The organism is Paenibacillus sp. MAH-35, from assembly GCF_058135425.1.
In genome coordinates, this window is the sequence record NZ_JBYUPU010000009.1 from 63,227 (window position 1) to 78,907 (window position 15,681).

The following is a 15,681-nucleotide window of genomic DNA, read 5'->3' on the forward strand; positions in this document are numbered from 1 at the left end:
CGTTCATTCCACACGAATCTCGACGATTCGGGCATGATTAATACCGTTCGTTTCGATCACTTCGATACGCAGGCAGGAGACGCGGTTCATCGGGATGTCGAACTTCAGCTGTCGTTTATAATTGTCGCGGACGTGGACGATCTCCCGAACCTCATCTCCAATTGCCGCCAACACGCGAAATTGCTTGACCGTCTCCGGCTGAGGCCCCCATACCATTTTGTTTTGATGCGCTTTTTGGTGCGATAAGGTCAAGTACCGATGCAGTCCGGTATCCAATACGATGGTGATGCTGTGGATGACGATCGGCTCCTCCCAGCGCAGCTCCAGCCACGGCGCCGGATCGGACGGGTCCGACATCCAGCGGTGCGTCCCCGGAGCGGTCAGATCCGGCCGTACGCCAAGCGGTCCCGACACCGTCCTTGTATGACGGTCGACGACTTGCGCGGCGCGGCCGATTTCCTGCTCGGAGGAGGCCGTTATTCGCGCTTCCGCCCCCCGGTTGCAATCCGCCAGCAGCCGTCCCGGCAAATACGCCCCTTGCCGCAGCAGTTGCTGCTGAGCTTCCTCAACAAGCGGCTTGTCGCACCAGGCGTCCTCCAGCGGTTTTCCCGATTTCAACGCAACCGCGGCGAATGTACCAAGCCCTTCTCCCGCCACCGCGCACGTTGCCATCACCCTTGTGCTGGAGAAGGCTATGTGCGTAGCCGACATGTTGCGCCCGGCGAACATCAGGTTGGCGATATTTTTGCTGATTAACGATCTTAGAGGGATGCCGTACATGTATGGCGTATACGGCTGGTTGCACGGCTTCTCTTCTTTGGCGTCGATGCCCCCCGGAGGGTGCGTATCCATCGACCAGCCGCCGTAAGCGATTACATCTTCGAAATCGACTGCCTGCTCCAAATCGTTCTGGGTCAGCACGTGCTTCCCGATAAACCGGCGCGATTCCCGCTTGCCCGGCACGAAACCGAACCAATCGAGCGCCCAGTTCAACGATTCGGGGTGATTGCCGCTGTTCTTGATATGGTCCCAGACCCCCATCAAAATTGCCAGCAGCTCGTCGCGGATCGTTTCGTTATCTTTGATCGTATCCAACATGCCGCCGAACTCGATCCACCAGTATCCGTATTCCCACGAGTGATGTCCGCGGAAACGCAAATCGTCCTCGCTGAATGTGCGCGCCCAGGCCGGCTTGACAAACGGCATCGGCCTGCCCTCGTCCCGCGCCGTGAACAGCAGCGAGGAACCGAGCCGGTAAGCGTCGCTTTGCCCGACTGCTGCGGATTCTCCATAATCCCCGGCCGCCTCTCTTCCGGTCGTGAACGACGCGCCCGCCTCGAAGCCGAGTCTCCCGTCGCCCGTACAGTCGGCGAAAATCGCAGCCTCGATTTCAAAATAATCTTCCGTGCTCTCCCGGTTGACGTAGGCCGCCGCAATCCGGCTGCCTTCCTTCCGCACGCCGACGACCGCCGTATTCAGCATCAACGTCAGGAGCGGTTCGTCTCTGCATGTTTCGTACAAAATCAGATCGAGCATTGAGGCGCTGCGCTGAGGGTTGCGTACGGCGCATTCCAGCATGATTTCTTCGATGATGCCGCTCTCCCTCGCCTCCGTTTGCAGTTCTTTCCCCCGTGGAGACGAGCCGGATACATGCATCCGGATTTCCGACGAAGCGTTTCCCCCTAATACAGACCGGTCTTGACACAAAATCACGCTAACTCCGTTGCGCGCCGCTGCGACCGCGGCCGCTACTCCGGCAAGCCCCCCTCCCGCTACGAATAATTGCGTGTTCAAAACGGTTCTTTTGCGGTTTTCTTGTTCCAGCTTCATGGTTTCCTCCGAGAAATTTAATCTGTAGTCGTTCTGACTTCATACTAGAACAGCCGTTTTCCTTTTAAAATGCCGGTTTTTTAATTACACTGTATACATAATTTAATCGCTTTCATTTCTTGCTGCAGAGGAGGGTGACCTGTGGACGGCTTCCTGTTGAGCGATTGCGTGCCCCGATTAATTTACTCGATGTATTGGGAGCGCAAAGACAAGTTTTTGTTTTATGAAGATACGTACAAGGAATGGACCATTTTCGCCGTGGAAAGCGGTTCGTTTTATTACGAGCTGGGCGGGGATAAAGGAATCGCGACGTTTGGTGATCTTCTCATCTGCCCTCCGAAAACGCCGTTTCGCCGTGTCATCGTCGAGCCTCTCACTTTTTTCGTACTGCGCCTGCGCTGGTTTACCCGGGAGGGACGCCGGATGGAGCCGGCCGATAGCCAGGAGTTTTTCACAGGCAAAATCAATTTGCAAAATACAAGCCGCCTTCTCGCCAACTATAAGATGATGAAACAATCCGAGACGTTCGATACCGAGCGAAGACTGCATCGGATCAGCCATTATGTGCAGGACATCTGGCTGCTGTATTGCGGGGAATCCGGAGAGGATGCGGGGTCTGAAGACCGGATCATGCCAAATAAGCCCGAGCCGATTATGCTCAAAGCCTCTTCCCTTATCCAAAAGCACGCCTTCCAAACGATCGACCTGAAGCAGATAGCCGCTATGCTCGGATTAAGCCCGGCCCGATTCACCCAGAAATTCAAGGCGGACTTCGGGATCACGCCGATTCAGCATCTCACCTCGATTCGTCTGGAGAAGGCGAAGCGGCTGCTGCTGGAAACGACTTTAACGCTGGAGCAAATCTCGGAAAGCATCGGGTACCAGAACGGCTACTATTTGAACCGGATTTTCAGAAAACATATGAATGTTACTCCGGCGACGTACAGGAAGACGCACAGTGTCTGAAAAAACACCCCCTTACCACTCGTCGGAATAACCCGGAGGTTGTTTCGATGAATGCTAAGGGGGCGCCCGAGCAGGTGAACGTCGCGTTATTCGTGCAGCTTGCAGCGGACATCGAATGAACGCGAAGCTTCCCAGATCGGCTCGATCGACGATCCGCGCGTCTTTTATATGCCGGAGAGAACCGAAGCATCCCTTCTCTGGTTTTCGGGAGCGGGGAGCATCGAATATTTTTTTGCCAATCCGATCCCGCCCGGCGTACCTCTCGAGGAGCTTAGGCTCAAAGCCGAAATAGGCTCGGAAGTATACAGCTTCAAGATGGATTGGCCGTCCGATATTTCTCTGTACATGAACGATCTGCATATCGGCACATGGACCAGCCCGGGCGACTTCGGCGACCGCAAAGGCAAGCTGACGCCGGAACGCTGGTTCCACGGCACCGAATACGGCACCCTGACCGAATGGAAGGTGACCAGACAGGGCAGCTACCTAGGCGGCGCTTCGGCAGCCGAGACGACGCTGGACATGCTCGGCCTTCATTATCTCCAGCCGATCCGCGTACGCTTCGAAGTAAGCGAGAACGCCGTGAACAAGGGCGGCCTGAACTTGTTCGGCTCCGGGTTCGGCGACCATCCGCAAGATATTGTGCTGTCTTTCGTTCGCAGCAGTGACCGGTGAACGAACAACGATTTCCAGCGGGCAGAGGCTCCGACTCCGCGCGCACAAGCAGGACGTGTTCGACATCGCTGCAAAACGTCATGCGTGTGGGCCCTATGGCGAAATAGGACATCGCTGAAAACGTATTGCGTGCGGGCACTATGACAAAATAGAAGTCTTTGGCACCTCCTATTTTCGGCCTTTTCGAGAAACTGGGCCAAATAAAGGCGGTTGCACCCCTTGTTTCAACCAACTCGCACGGTCTGCACCCTTATCGCGAATATTAGCCGCTTCAAACCGCTCTTATTTCCCCCTCCAGACCACTAGCGTTGCATCAAAGTTTTCAAATAAATTTTCATTCAATAATTTACTATTAATGTAATTTAATGATGTATTTTCGTGGACAAAAAAATGGAAATCCTCTATTGTTGAGTTCCCAAGCGCGTTATCCCTAACACGTCTCAACAAAGGGGATTTCTATGGATAACGTTACGAATTCAAGTGTCATTTGTCAATGTCTACAAATGCTAAAAGTGGATCTTTCCCGAAACAAACAACTGGATTACCGCACCCATAAGTTGTTCACGGGTACTTCAACACTACTCTTTATCGAGGCTCAGTTACAGCAACGCGGCTCCTATGCCGAAATGTCGGAACATCTCGCGGCGAACGAATCTCTTCAAAAGTTACTTGGTCTAACTAGCATTAGTGCTTCTCAACTCTCGCGTAAAATGAAACTGATTCCCCTTCGTCATCTGCACTCGCTTTTCATACAGGTAACCGGGCAAATTGAGCAGTTGACGAAGGGCCGACGTGCCATTTCACCGAAGATCGGGAAACTGAAACTCATTGATTCCACTCAGGTCACTCTGCCGGAGATTCTCTCCAAGTGGGCCTATTGCTCTGCAACCAACCACGGTGTGAAAATGCATACTTCCCTTGTCGTGGTCGATGACGAAACAAGGTATCCGGATCAAATCATTGCCTCGACACAAGATGTGGCGGATCATGAGGTCGTTCATGGCCTTATTGTCGACAAGGACGCGACTTATGTCACCGATCGCGGCTATCAGGTGTATAAAAATTTTCGACTCTGGTTGACGCAGAACATTAAGTTCGTCGCTCGTGTGAAGGATAACAGTCGACTGATGGTCGCTCAGGAACGGGAACTTCCCAAACGAGGCAATTTCTGTCGAGATGCAATGGTCCAGATGCCCGGCGAAGAAGGTATACTGAGACTGATCGAGTTCAAAGATGGTAAAGGGCGCTTGTATCGGCTGGTCACGAACCGTCTGGATTTATCCGCCCACCAGATCGCCGACGTTTACCGTCATCGCTGGCTGATAGAGTTGTTCTTCAAGTGGATCAAACAGCACATTCGTTTGGTAAAGCCGCATGGATACACGCCGGAAGCCATCTGGAACCAGTTGTATATCGCGGTGATCGCCTATGCTTTGTGCTTGCTAGTCAAGCTGAAGGTAGACTGCAAACGAACCGAATGGGAACTCCTTCGGTTGATCCGACTCTATGCGAATCTACCGTGGTCGAAGCTACTAGAAGCCCTGGAACGAAAAGCAACACGTACCTCGAAGGGACGTCCGAAGCGAGAGGGGCGACCTCCCAAACGGGCAAAGAAGTCCATGAAGCCAAGACTCATCGCACAAATTTGACACATTAAATCACATTTTACATATTTAGGATAATGCGCAAGGACGATAACTCCCCCTTTACTTTTTAGCTTATTCGGTGAAAAACCAACTGTAAAATTATTACTGAATTGGATGAACTGGAGTCATCTCCATTTTGAACAGGAGCCGAATTCTTTCCTCCAATTTGCTCTTTGCAACGCTAGTGGTGATAAAGGTGGTTTGCGGCTCTTATTTCGTTCGCCGGGAACGAATTCTTCGTTTTCGCAGCTTGATAAGAGGTGCAAACCACCCTTATTTTTGCGCAAAGCCCGCCAATGACGAAAATAAGAGCGGCAAACCGCTCTTATCCCCCAATACCTTTAATTGCAGCGACGTTTGAAGCTGCTTGCAACGAGTCATATTAACAGATGACACCGAGCATTACTTCAGCGACGCTCCAAGCTGCTTGTGCAATAAGCCACGTTCCCGGGTGACACTGACATTCTGCGGCCCGTTTCCGTTCTCATTCGTTGATGTTCTTATCCAGCCTGTACCGAATCGTTTTCACGATAGCTGCAAGTAAGCATAATCCGGCCACCCAATAGTTTTCGGTAAATGCAAAGATCCCCGCTCCAACTGCGAAAAGTACAATTTGCCATTTCATTGTATTCCACCGCCCACCGTTTATTTGTATACATGCCCCCACCCTATTCCCACCATAATCAATCATATTTGTTCTAACCATTATCTCTTCCTATTTATCCACATATTAGGTTGGATGTCTATACGAATCTCGATGGGGAAGTAAAGAGACCTGCTTCCGATTTTCGCCGAATGACCGAAGGCAAGAAGCAAGCGCCTCGACCGCAGTTGGCCCGTATCACCCGCCCCGGATAATATGCCTGTAACAATTCGTTCCCTTGTTCCGCGAGCAGGGGGCTGTTACGTTTGGTTATACATTCATTTCCATATGGAGACGAGGTGCAGAAGCGATGCCGTATTACAAACGAATCGAGGGGGAGCGGCTTTATTTATCCCCGCTTGATCCGGAGGATGCAGAGAAGCTGGCGGAGTGGAACAACGACCTGGATTTTTCGATACTGACGGGGCATGCTGCTGAAATGTTCCCGCTTCCGAAGGTTCGCCAATCGTTGCAAAGCATGAGTGCGGCCGGCCACCATTTTGCGATTGTGGATCGGGCGGCTGAGCGGTTCGTCGGGATCTGTGCGCTAACCGGCGTCAATGAGCATCATCGCTACGCCAGCCTGGTCATTTCGATCGGGGACCCGGAATTCCGGCACAAAGGGTACGGACAGGAAGCGGTTCGGCTGCTGCTTCATTATGGCTTCATGGAGCTGCATCTGCACAATGTCGAGCTGGGCGTATACGAGTATAACAAGGCGGCGATCCGGTGTTACGAGAAATGCGGGTTTCGCGAAATCGGGCGCAGGCGGAAAGCCAAGCTGGTCGCCGGGCGCCGGTACGATATCGTCTGGATGGATATGCTCGCGGACGATATTCTGAAGGAGGGGGCGGATGCGCCATGAGGAAACATTGGCGGCGGGTGCCGGGGAACCACGTCTATTTATCCCCGCTCCTGTCAGAGGATGCGGAGCCCATCGCCGGATGGAGAAACGATCCCGCGCTCACGCCGTACTGGGACAGCGGTACAAACTCATGCTCGCTGGAGAAGACGCGGGACGACGTGGAAGAGATGATGAAGCACGGCTATCATTATGCGATCGTATCGGCCGAACAAGAACGCCTGCTGGGCGTCGGGAGTATAACCGGGGTCAGCCATCTGAACCAATCCGGATTTCTGTGGCTCGCTCCCGGCGACTTGGAGTTTTGGACGAACGGCTGCGGGCAGGAGGCGGTCGGCTTGCTGCTGGAATACGGCTTTCATATTTTAAACTTGTACGCGGTAACGGTATGGGCGATGCACGACCAGCAGGCGAAGCTGGACTGCTTGCAGGCATCCGGCTTTCGCGAGATCGGCCGGCGGCGCGAGCTGATCCGGTCCGGGAATCGCAGAGTGGACACGGTGTATATGGATATGCTGGCGGACGACTTCGCACGGCCGGTCCGCGCTTACACGATCCGGCTCGATCAGTCGTAACCGCCATTCCCCGTCCAAGCCTGCGCTTTAGTTGATCTGCCCGGCTTTGCGCCTAATCTCCACGAGTTCCTCCGCCTCCCGGAAGGCGGTGTTCAAATCCTTCTGCCCGGCAAGCACGTCGCCGAACTTGAGTCCCAGCTCGCCAAGCGCCGCAGCTTCCAGCCTGGAACGGCTCGGAGCGGTAACGATGCCGGCGACAGCGTACAAAGCTTCCTTCGGATGCCGGGCGGTCTTCGGAACCACGAAAACGTATCCGGCCGGCAATCCCGGGATGCCCTCAAGCTTGCTGTCAAAGGAAGGAAGCGGGATTCGGCCGACACGACGCTGCATCTGCTCAAGAGGCGGGTAGATGAAGTTGCCGGCCCACATGGCGACATCCCCTTTTTGGATAAACCGGTTTTTGCTAAGGTCCCGGCCAATCCCTTCGACTTCCATGCCGGGTACATCGTATACCGATTTCAAAGCGGTCAGCCATGGAATCCATTTTTCGCTCATCAACTGCGCCCGTTCGGATTGCGGATTGGCCAGCGGAGCCAGCTTCGACATATGGCTCAGCAGGAGAGAGCGGTCCGCCGCGAAACCGACGTACCGGATCTCCCGGTCCACCCGTGTCAATCGGGCCGTCAGCTCCTTCGTCTCGCCCCAGGTCAGTCCTTCTGCAGGATAAGGAATCCCGAATTTATCGAAGATGTCCTTGTTAAAATACAGGGAAGCGCCCTTCCCGGGAGGCAGCAGACCATAGGTCCCCTCCGTGCTTCTGATTTTCTCAGCGCCGTTAAGCGGATCGGTATCCTTCGGAAGCTGGCCGAGCTTGCGTGCTTCAACAGTCATTTCCTGGATGATGCCGGACAGATCGAGCCATTCGTTCGCAGCTTGGCCCGATTCGAGCTCGGACAGCGGAATAAGCGCAAGATCGGGGGATTCGCCGGCCAGAAGCGTCCGCCAGTCGGTTCCTTCCGGATAAACGACCGGCTCGATCGTGATCATCGGCTGGCGCTTCAGCAGCAGGTCTGTTACAGCGCTCTGGAACGTATCGGCCGGCATCCGGCTCGCATCGAGCAGACGGAGCTGGACGGGCTGCTGGATTACAGGACCTGCGAAGATGGGCCTGGAGCCGGCCCCGTTGCCCCAGCTGCCCCGCGATGTTTGGATGCAGCCCGCCGTGAGCGTCCCGATCAGGACGGCGGTTATTGCCAGCAAGCTTTTTCTCTGCATGCAAGGCATCCTAATTTCACCCTTTAATGTTAAAGTTTATATTTACTTGATTAGACGATCGGGAGAGGAAATAGTTTCGACACATCCGAACTTTACCCGCAAGGAGGATAACCAGATCCATGAGACAAACCGAGCAAACGTTCACCACCCCGGCCGTGTGGGAGCCGGTTTATCGGCTGGAGGCTGGGCCGAGCCATTCGAGGTTGAGCTGTTCCAATGCGCCGCCGTCAGAAGGTTAAAACATTTGCATCATTTTGGCGCGGGCGCTCTGATCGGTCCGGTTACACATTCGAGATACGAGCATACGGTGGGGGTGTGGGCGCTGACGAAGCGGTGGTTCCCCGAGTGGCGGGAACTGCATGCCGCAGCCATTTTGCATGACGTCGGGCACTTGCCCTTCTCGCATTCCGTGGAAAAAGCACTGGGCAAAAGCCATCACGCGCTCACGGAAGAGGTGATCCGGTCGGCTTCCGTTGCATCGATTTTGGCCAAGCATGGCTTATGCGCGTCCCGGTTGATCGAACTGTTGAACGAGGATACTCCGCTAAGCGGCCAATCGGACGGCATCCGCATCGATCATCTGGACAGCTTCCTGCGCGATACGTATGGCGCGGGTCTTTACATCAGGCATCCGTCGGACATTATCCGCGGCATCACCTTTTGTGGGAACCGAATTGCGGCGGACGACGAGACGGCCTTGCATATTTGCCGTGCGGTTGCGGCCGATAATCGGATTTTTGCGCATCCGTTTTATTTGGCGGCGGACGAGATTTTGGCGAGGGCCGTGCTGGAGCAGCTTAAGGCGGACGGGAGCACAGCCGCTTCGCTGGATGGGCTGACCGATTACCAGTTGTTACTGCTGCTGGAGAGCTCCTCTTCCGCAATCGTGCGGGATTTGACGGGCGTGCTGACCTTCGAGCCCCATCGCATCGTGATCAGGCCGGGTGGAGGAGGGGCGTATAACGCCGAGCTTAGGAAGATTTACAACAAACAGCCGTTGGCGGGGGATCATCCGGTATCCGACAGGCTGCCCGAGGCGAAGCGGCTGATGAGCGAGCTGGAGCAGCTGCCGCGATCGTGCAGCTTCGATATTTTGCCTGCGGGCCGGTGACTGGGCAACCGCGGGTGGCCTGCTATTTGGTGCGCGGGCGTACACAGGCTGTTGTCCAACCTCGTGAAAATCCGACATGGCGATAGCGTGAAACCGGGGTCCGGCTCTTTTTCGACGGCAAGCGTGATGTCCGACATGAAGTAGGCGTTACGTCCCAACGGACGGGTCCCGTGCCCGTCTCCATAAGTAATGCTCTTTTGACAGCGGCCTTCGACAGTAATCTTACTGGAAGTGCGGTAGGATAAAAACTACTAATCTAGTAGTCCAGTTATTTTATTGAAGGAGGCCGAAGCCGTGGAACCGCATATCGAAACAGCCGCTAATGATCCAATGTCGTCGCAGCCGTCCGATCGTTCTGTAGAAGAGCAACAAAAGCCGCGTAAGTCGAGACTTACGATGAAAGTTTTGCTGGAGCAAATCGAGGAGCTGCAGAAGGAAAACGCTCAGCTTGCGAAACGTCTGCATGTGCTGGAAGGGAAAATGATCTATCCGCTCTGGCGGGAGGAGGCCGCAGCCGCTGTGGAAATCCCGGCGGCAGAGGGCCGCGGGGGAGACAGGGAGCTGGAGATTCCGCTGCTGCTGTCGCAGTTGATGCCGGATCGCGGCGGCGTGCAGGAAGCGCCGGATGCTTTCGCGAAAGACGCTTCAGCGCAAGCGGCATTGCCGGCTCTGTCCGATCTGGTGCAGGCCGTCACCTCGCAGCAGGCGGCTGCTCCCGCCTGGTCGACACTGCCCGTCCCGGTGAACGACCGTTCTGGCGGCGGCAAGCTTCTGGCAGGGGGGCTGCAGCCGGTCCTGACTCCGCGGTCCGTGCGCCACCCGGTGCGCCGCAGAAGCTTTTGGCTGTTTTTCCCGTTTTTCCGAAACCGGTCGGTTTGAGGGGCACGTGGGTTTGCGTGAATGCGAATAAAGAATGAAACTGAGGTTGTCCCAAAAGTGCTCGCATATGGCCTGGGAACACCCGGTTTCCAAACGAAAGGACCTCAAATCCCGCTGCATTGTGGGGGCCGAGGTCCTTTTTTCGGGGAACCGAAGAAGGGAGAGGGCAATAGGAGCGATTTGTACCCCTTATTTAGTTGGAAATCGGTCGTGGTGAGAAAATAAGAGCGGTTTGCAGCAGCTAATTTCCTCGTAACGCTACCCATTTGCTGCAGAGAGCGCCGGAATTAGAGGTACAAACCGCTCTTAAGTCGCCCTCATAGGCACAAAACGGCCGAATAAGAGTCTCAAACCGCTCAAACCGCCTTTAAAAGGTATCGGCGGGCCCGCGTCTGCCCGATACGAGCGCCAGCCCTCTTCCGCTGTGCTTCCACCAGAGTCCGCCCCCGGCTCCGGCTTCGTACCGCTCCTCGCCCGCTTCCAATGACGATCGGCCGCCGCCCTGGGGCGGATCTCCCATGTTCTCCCTGGATTGCTTAATAACCCGCTTACAGCTCGATCAGCTTTAAATTGCGGAACTCGATGTAGCCGCCGTGGTTTTGCAGCCCGATATGTCCCCGGCGGGGCTGGTCGCGCCAAGCGTACTTGAACTTATTGTCCGTGCCGTCCGGGTTTTTGCCGGCAACGGTCCACTGGTCGAGATCGGCCTTGACGACGAGCGTCCCGTTCAGCGTGAGCTCGACGATGCTGCCGTCGCATTTGACGACGATCTGGTTCCATTCCCCCGCCGGCCGCACGGCGTTAACGGACGGAGCGACAAGATCGTACAAGGCGCCGGAGCTGTTTTTGACCATTTCCTCCTGGTGGAACGTATCCCAGATCTGCATCTCCAGTCCGGTGTTCACCGGGTCGCTCAGATCCGACCATCTGAAAAATACGCCACTGTTCGTCCCGGGCGCCCCTTTGTATTCGAGCTCCAGGATGAAGTTCTCAAACTGATCCTCCGTATACGCATAGCCGTGGCTGTCCCCGGTGCACACCAGGTTCCCGTCGCGGACGAGCCATTCCTCCGGCTGGCGCGTTACCGCCCAGCCGCCCAGCGTGCTGCCGTCAAACAACAGCCGGTATCCTTGCTGGCGTTCTTGTTCCGTCAGAGCGTTCATCGTGTTCCTCCCGGTTATCGGCGTCGGAATGCGGGTCTGCCCCTCCGCAAGGAGGACAGTTTCCCGCGTTTATGGCGGCCTTGCGCCTCGGCAAAGCTCCACCCGCGCCATGATATGGAAACGTACGAAGCTACATATTCGTCCTCGCCTCCGGATCTCCTGCCGCCATTTTCCAATTCGCTGATAGGGCAATAAAAATCAAATGAGGAGCAGGAAACGACAATAAAAATCAAATTTCCGCCATGGAATTGTGATACAGTAGACTCAAGACCATTTGATCAATCTTGCCCATCCATCGAAACCAACTAATCGAATTTGGAGGGATTATCGATGAGGCACCCCCGTCAGCATTTCCCTTTTGCCACGTATGAGTACAAGAAAAGCGACCCTGGCGTCACTCCCCACGACTGCACCCAATACCATTTTTATTACGTCCATAGCGGCCAATGCGACTACCGGCAAGGCGAGCATACGGTCCGTTGGGGGCGCGGCGACATGATCATTACGAACGGCATCACGCCTTACAGTCCGAAGGCGGAACAGGGATGGGACTGCGTGCAGACCCGGTTTTCGTTCGACCCGCAGTTGGCCCACGTATTCGACCCTTACTTCTGCACGGACTCGCCGCTCAAACCGTTCATCGAGCTGCGCAACCACCAGATCCGGCTGAGCGAGGAGCAGGTTGCCGATTGCGAGAACATTTTACTGCGGATCAACCATTTCTACGAAGAAGAGGAGAAGGCGTATTACAACCGTTTCCTGATGGCGTTTTACGATTTGCTGATGTTTATCAGCAATTTATGCAAGGAGACGATGGAGAGCAATCCGAAGATATCGGCGGAAAAAGAACGGAACGTGCAGAAGATGATCGCCTTTATTGAAAATTATTACATGCAGGACGTCACGCTGGAGCAGATGGAAGCCGAGCTTCATATGAGCAAATATTATTTGACGAGAATGTTCCGCGAGATGACCGGCATGACGATCTTCGATTACTTGCGCCACAGACGCATCAAGCAGGCCAAGCTGCTGTTTTATTACCGGAAGGACAGTACGGTTACGGATGTATGTTACCAGGTCGGCTACAATAATTTGGCTCATTTCAGCCGAGTGTTCAAAAAGCAGGTCGGCATGTCCCCGGATCAATACCGCCGGGAGCAAAGCGCCACGTCATGAGTGGGCCGTGCAGGACGGATACGACGGGCTGGGCGGAGGGACGGCAAGGACGCAAGAAAGCAAGATTAGGCAAATAAGAGTCGAAAACGATGCAAGATAGATCATATCCCGGAAATGAGGGTATGGTACGCTATAGTTGTGGTTCAGCATACGGAACGACATTCCGTCAGTTGAAAGAAGGGGGGCTAACCGTATAAATCGGAGACGGGAGACTGCTTCACAAGATGCAGCAACATCATTGTAAGCGCATACAAAAAGAGCGGTAACGATCCTTACACAGATAGGAGTGGAAGCAATGACTTTAAAGATCGGAATTGCCGGGGTAAGAGGGTTAAGCATGATGCTCGGCTTCAACTCGATTCCGGGCGTCGAGGTAACCGCTTTATGCGATCTGCACGAAGGGCAGCTGTTGGAACGGGCGGCATGGCTCCGAATTCCGAACACGTACCGGATCTATGAAGATATGCTCGAGTCGGATATCGATGCCGTCTTCGTCGCCACGCCGATGCAGTTTCATCTCCAGCAGACGATCCAGGCGCTGGAAGCCGGCAAGCACGTGTTGTGCGAGGTGACCGCGGGGGTCACGATGGATGAGCTGTGGTGGCTGAAGGAAGCGGTGGAGAAGCACGGCAAAGTATATATGATGGCGGAAAACTACTGCTATATTCCGGAAAACCAGCTGATCGGCAATATGGTCCGGCAAGGGATGTTCGGCGATATTTATTACGCCGAAGGGGAATATTTGCACAGCAACCGCCATCTCGCCTTCGGACATAACCGCCGGGTGGCGAACGATCCGACGGCGAACCGGACCTCCTGGCGCCATTACTGGCAGTATGGCAAACGGGGCAATTTCTACCCGACGCACAGTCTCGGGCCGCTAATGCAATGGTTCCGCGGAGACCGGATCAAAAGCGTCGCCTGCTTCGGCACGGGCTGGCATACGGCCCCGCAGTTCCGGCAGGAAGACACGTCCGTCACGATGTGCCAGCTCGAGAGCGGCAAGCTGATCCGTCTGCGCCTTGACTGCGTGTCGAACCGGCCGGGCAACTGCGGCTATTACACGCTGCAAGGAACGAAAGGCAGCTACGAGGCGCCGAGAGGGCTGGGCGATCAGCATAAAATTTATTTTCATACCGACGGCGAATCGATGGATCATGCCAAATGGGAGCCGCTTGCCGGTCATTACGACAAGATGCCGGAGCGGTACCGCAACGCTACCGAGGAGCAGAAGCGGGCCGGCCACTGGGGCGGAGATTATTTTATCGTGCACGATTTTATCGAGGCGGTCCGCGGCGGGATTCCTCCGGCGATCGACGTGTATGACGCCTGCGAATGGACCGCGGTCGGTCTGCTGTCCGAACTGTCGATTATGAACGGCGGCCGGGTGATCGATGTGCCGGATTTCCGCAACGCTTCCTCGCCTCGCGATCAGGTGATCAAGCTTTGAGCGAGCAGGCAGTTGAACGGAAGCGGGAAAGACGGATGCGGCCGGGGTGTGGACCGGTTCGCTAGGCCGGTTATGGAATGATCATATGAGACAAACGAAGGGGTGTTCCGAATGAACGGAAAAAGATCGATCGTGATTGCGGGCTTGACGATTGCGGCTCTGCTGGCCGGCTGCAGCGGGAACGGAACCGGAGGGAAAACGGCGGAACCGGGCGGAGACAGCGGTGCAGCCAAGAAAGACGACTTCGCCAGCAAAATTGCGGAAGCGACATCCAAGCCGGTCGTCATCAACGTGTTCGAGAACTCGTCTACGTATACGCAGGAGCAGTTTATGGAGCTGTACGGCAATCAGGTCCGCAAGAAGTACCCGAACATGTCCTTCAAGCTGTATTCGGCCAATAAGGATAACGGAGGCGGGTCGCTGCCCGACCTGCTCGCCCAAGGCGTTCCGCTCGATCTGATCAAAGTAAGCGGAGCTTCGTTTTATACGCTGATGGCGGACAACAAGCTGGAAAGCGACGTCACCGATCTGATCAAGCTGTATGGATATGACTTGAACAAACTGTATCCCGTCGTTCTGGAACAGATGCAGCAGTTCGGCAGCAAGCAGGAAGTGTACGGGATTCCGAATGCGGCCGTATCGACAGCGCTGTTTTACAACAAAGACATTTTCGACAAGTTCGGGGTCTCCTACCCGAAGGACGGCATGACCTGGGACGAAGTGTACGAGATGGCGCGCAAACTGACGAGACAGGACGGCGGCGTTCAATATTTAGGTTTCCAGGAAGGCTACGGCCATCTGCTGCCGGTCAATCAGCTGTCGCAAGGCTACATCGATACGAAGACGAACAAAGCAACGCTGAATAACGACAACTGGAAAAAAATCATCGATAATTTCGCCCGGTTTCACCGCATCGACGGCAATGAGTACGCCCCGACCTTTAACGATCTGTTCTGGAAAGAAGGCCGGGTGGCGATCATGGCCGCTCAGAGCGGGGGTTCGTGGGATATCGTCAAACAAACGCCGATCAATTGGGATCTTGTGGAGCTTCCGCGCTTCAAGGACGCTCCCAAGGCTGGACCCGGCTTGCAGCTTCCGTTTTACGCCATCGCGAACACGAGCAAAAACCGCGACCAGGCGTTTCTCGCCGCGGCCTATATCGGCTCGGAAGAGTTCCAGAAGGAGTTCGCCAAGCACGGGTATGTTCCGCCGATCAAGATCGACAATTTGACGGAAGTGCTCGGGAAAAACGTGCCGCAGTTGGCCGGCAAAAATGTAAAGGCAGCCGTGCCGCTGGAGTCCGCGGCTTCTCCGTATCCGTTCAATACGTATTTCGGTCAGGTGCCGGGCTTCCTCAATACGGCTTACCTCTCGGTTATGAACGGGCAGAAGGATATCAATACGGCGCTTAGGGAAGCGGAGGAAGCGGCGAACAAAAAGATCGAGGAAGTGATGGCCGCCAAAAAATAACGCCATGCGCCGATCGTTCA

Annotated in this window: 14 protein-coding genes; 10 read left to right on the plus strand and 4 right to left on the minus strand. The window is 55.0% G+C overall.

Annotation, left to right across the window (positions count from 1 at the left end):
• Nucleotides 1-3: 3 nt before the first annotated feature.
• Nucleotides 4-1,830, minus strand: coding sequence for an FAD-dependent oxidoreductase (locus tag AC3Y2E_RS11940; RefSeq protein WP_379210424.1), 1,827 nt, complete (start codon nucleotides 1,828-1,830; stop codon nucleotides 4-6).
• 141 nt (nucleotides 1,831-1,971) lie between these two features.
• Here AC3Y2E_RS11940 and AC3Y2E_RS11945 point away from each other — a divergent pair, with 141 nt between their 5' ends.
• From AC3Y2E_RS11945 to AC3Y2E_RS11965, 5 genes are all read left to right on the plus strand, one after another.
• On the plus strand, nucleotides 1,972-2,796 hold the full coding sequence (locus AC3Y2E_RS11945; RefSeq protein WP_379210426.1) for an AraC family transcriptional regulator: 825 nt from the start codon (nucleotides 1,972-1,974) through the stop codon (nucleotides 2,794-2,796).
• A 99-nt stretch (nucleotides 2,797-2,895) separates the two neighbouring features.
• Nucleotides 2,896-3,471 (plus strand): hypothetical protein, encoded by a 576-nt coding sequence (locus AC3Y2E_RS11950; protein WP_379210428.1) that lies wholly within the window; start codon nucleotides 2,896-2,898, stop codon nucleotides 3,469-3,471.
• Between the two features lie 458 nt (nucleotides 3,472-3,929).
• A complete protein-coding gene (locus tag AC3Y2E_RS11955; protein WP_379210430.1) occupies nucleotides 3,930-5,120 on the plus strand; it encodes an IS4 family transposase in 1,191 nt (396 codons plus the stop codon).
• A gap of 950 nt (nucleotides 5,121-6,070) precedes the next feature.
• A complete protein-coding gene (locus AC3Y2E_RS11960) occupies nucleotides 6,071-6,625 on the plus strand; it encodes a GNAT family N-acetyltransferase (protein WP_379210433.1) in 555 nt (184 codons plus the stop codon).
• A complete protein-coding gene (locus tag AC3Y2E_RS11965; RefSeq protein ID WP_379210435.1) occupies nucleotides 6,622-7,197 on the plus strand; it encodes a GNAT family N-acetyltransferase in 576 nt (191 codons plus the stop codon). Before AC3Y2E_RS11960 ends, AC3Y2E_RS11965 begins: the two co-directional genes overlap by 4 nt.
• A 27-nt stretch (nucleotides 7,198-7,224) precedes the next feature.
• Here the strand turns inward: AC3Y2E_RS11965 and AC3Y2E_RS11970 are convergent, their stop codons facing one another.
• Complete coding sequence (locus tag AC3Y2E_RS11970) at nucleotides 7,225-8,412, minus strand: ABC transporter substrate-binding protein (protein ID WP_379210438.1); 1,188 nt, start codon at nucleotides 8,410-8,412, stop codon at nucleotides 7,225-7,227.
• A 244-nt stretch (nucleotides 8,413-8,656) separates the two neighbouring features.
• On the opposite strand from AC3Y2E_RS11970, the gene AC3Y2E_RS11975 reads away from it, so the two are divergent.
• The gene (locus tag AC3Y2E_RS11975; protein WP_379210440.1) at nucleotides 8,657-9,523 is read left to right on the plus strand and encodes an HD domain-containing protein; all 867 of its coding nucleotides are present in this window, start codon (nucleotides 8,657-8,659) and stop codon (nucleotides 9,521-9,523) included.
• Between the two features lie 294 nt (nucleotides 9,524-9,817).
• The gene (locus AC3Y2E_RS11980) at nucleotides 9,818-10,402 is read left to right on the plus strand and encodes a hypothetical protein (protein ID WP_379210442.1); all 585 of its coding nucleotides are present in this window, start codon (nucleotides 9,818-9,820) and stop codon (nucleotides 10,400-10,402) included.
• Nucleotides 10,403-10,769: 367 nt separating this feature from the next.
• Here the strand turns inward: AC3Y2E_RS11980 and AC3Y2E_RS11985 are convergent, their stop codons facing one another.
• Nucleotides 10,770-10,922: a hypothetical protein gene (locus tag AC3Y2E_RS11985; protein WP_379210444.1), complete on the minus strand. Its 153-nt coding sequence runs from the start codon at nucleotides 10,920-10,922 to the stop codon at nucleotides 10,770-10,772.
• 28 nt (nucleotides 10,923-10,950) lie between these two features.
• Entirely contained in the window at nucleotides 10,951-11,565 is a 615-nt protein-coding gene (locus tag AC3Y2E_RS11990) for a 3-keto-disaccharide hydrolase (protein ID WP_190932239.1), read from the minus strand.
• Between the two features lie 330 nt (nucleotides 11,566-11,895).
• Here AC3Y2E_RS11990 and AC3Y2E_RS11995 point away from each other — a divergent pair, with 330 nt between their 5' ends.
• From AC3Y2E_RS11995 to AC3Y2E_RS12005, 3 genes are all read left to right on the plus strand, one after another.
• Nucleotides 11,896-12,741: a helix-turn-helix transcriptional regulator gene (locus tag AC3Y2E_RS11995; protein WP_379210447.1), complete on the plus strand. Its 846-nt coding sequence runs from the start codon at nucleotides 11,896-11,898 to the stop codon at nucleotides 12,739-12,741.
• Between the two features lie 295 nt (nucleotides 12,742-13,036).
• Nucleotides 13,037-14,191, plus strand: coding sequence for a Gfo/Idh/MocA family protein (locus tag AC3Y2E_RS12000; RefSeq protein ID WP_379210449.1), 1,155 nt, complete (start codon nucleotides 13,037-13,039; stop codon nucleotides 14,189-14,191).
• A gap of 111 nt (nucleotides 14,192-14,302) precedes the next feature.
• The gene (locus tag AC3Y2E_RS12005; RefSeq protein ID WP_379210451.1) at nucleotides 14,303-15,661 is read left to right on the plus strand and encodes an ABC transporter substrate-binding protein; all 1,359 of its coding nucleotides are present in this window, start codon (nucleotides 14,303-14,305) and stop codon (nucleotides 15,659-15,661) included.
• Nucleotides 15,662-15,681: the final 20 nt, after the last annotated feature.

Excerpts from the sequence above, each read along its gene's own strand:
- AC3Y2E_RS11940 (WP_379210424.1), bottom strand. The coding sequence starts at position 1,830 with ATGAAGCTGGAACAAGAAAACCGCAAAAGAACCGTTTTGAACACGCAA.
- AC3Y2E_RS11955 (WP_379210430.1), top strand. The coding sequence starts at position 3,930 with ATGGATAACGTTACGAATTCAAGTGTCATTTGTCAATGTCTACAAATG.
- AC3Y2E_RS11960 (WP_379210433.1), top strand. The coding sequence starts at position 6,071 with ATGCCGTATTACAAACGAATCGAGGGGGAGCGGCTTTATTTATCCCCG.
- AC3Y2E_RS11965 (WP_379210435.1), top strand. The coding sequence starts at position 6,622 with ATGAGGAAACATTGGCGGCGGGTGCCGGGGAACCACGTCTATTTATCC.
- AC3Y2E_RS11970 (WP_379210438.1), bottom strand. The coding sequence starts at position 8,412 with ATGCAGAGAAAAAGCTTGCTGGCAATAACCGCCGTCCTGATCGGGACG.
- AC3Y2E_RS11985 (WP_379210444.1), bottom strand. The coding sequence starts at position 10,922 with ATGGGAGATCCGCCCCAGGGCGGCGGCCGATCGTCATTGGAAGCGGGC.
- AC3Y2E_RS11990 (WP_190932239.1), bottom strand. The coding sequence starts at position 11,565 with ATGAACGCTCTGACGGAACAAGAACGCCAGCAAGGATACCGGCTGTTG.
- AC3Y2E_RS11995 (WP_379210447.1), top strand. The coding sequence starts at position 11,896 with ATGAGGCACCCCCGTCAGCATTTCCCTTTTGCCACGTATGAGTACAAG.
- AC3Y2E_RS12000 (WP_379210449.1), top strand. The coding sequence starts at position 13,037 with ATGACTTTAAAGATCGGAATTGCCGGGGTAAGAGGGTTAAGCATGATG.
- AC3Y2E_RS12005 (WP_379210451.1), top strand. The coding sequence starts at position 14,303 with ATGAACGGAAAAAGATCGATCGTGATTGCGGGCTTGACGATTGCGGCT.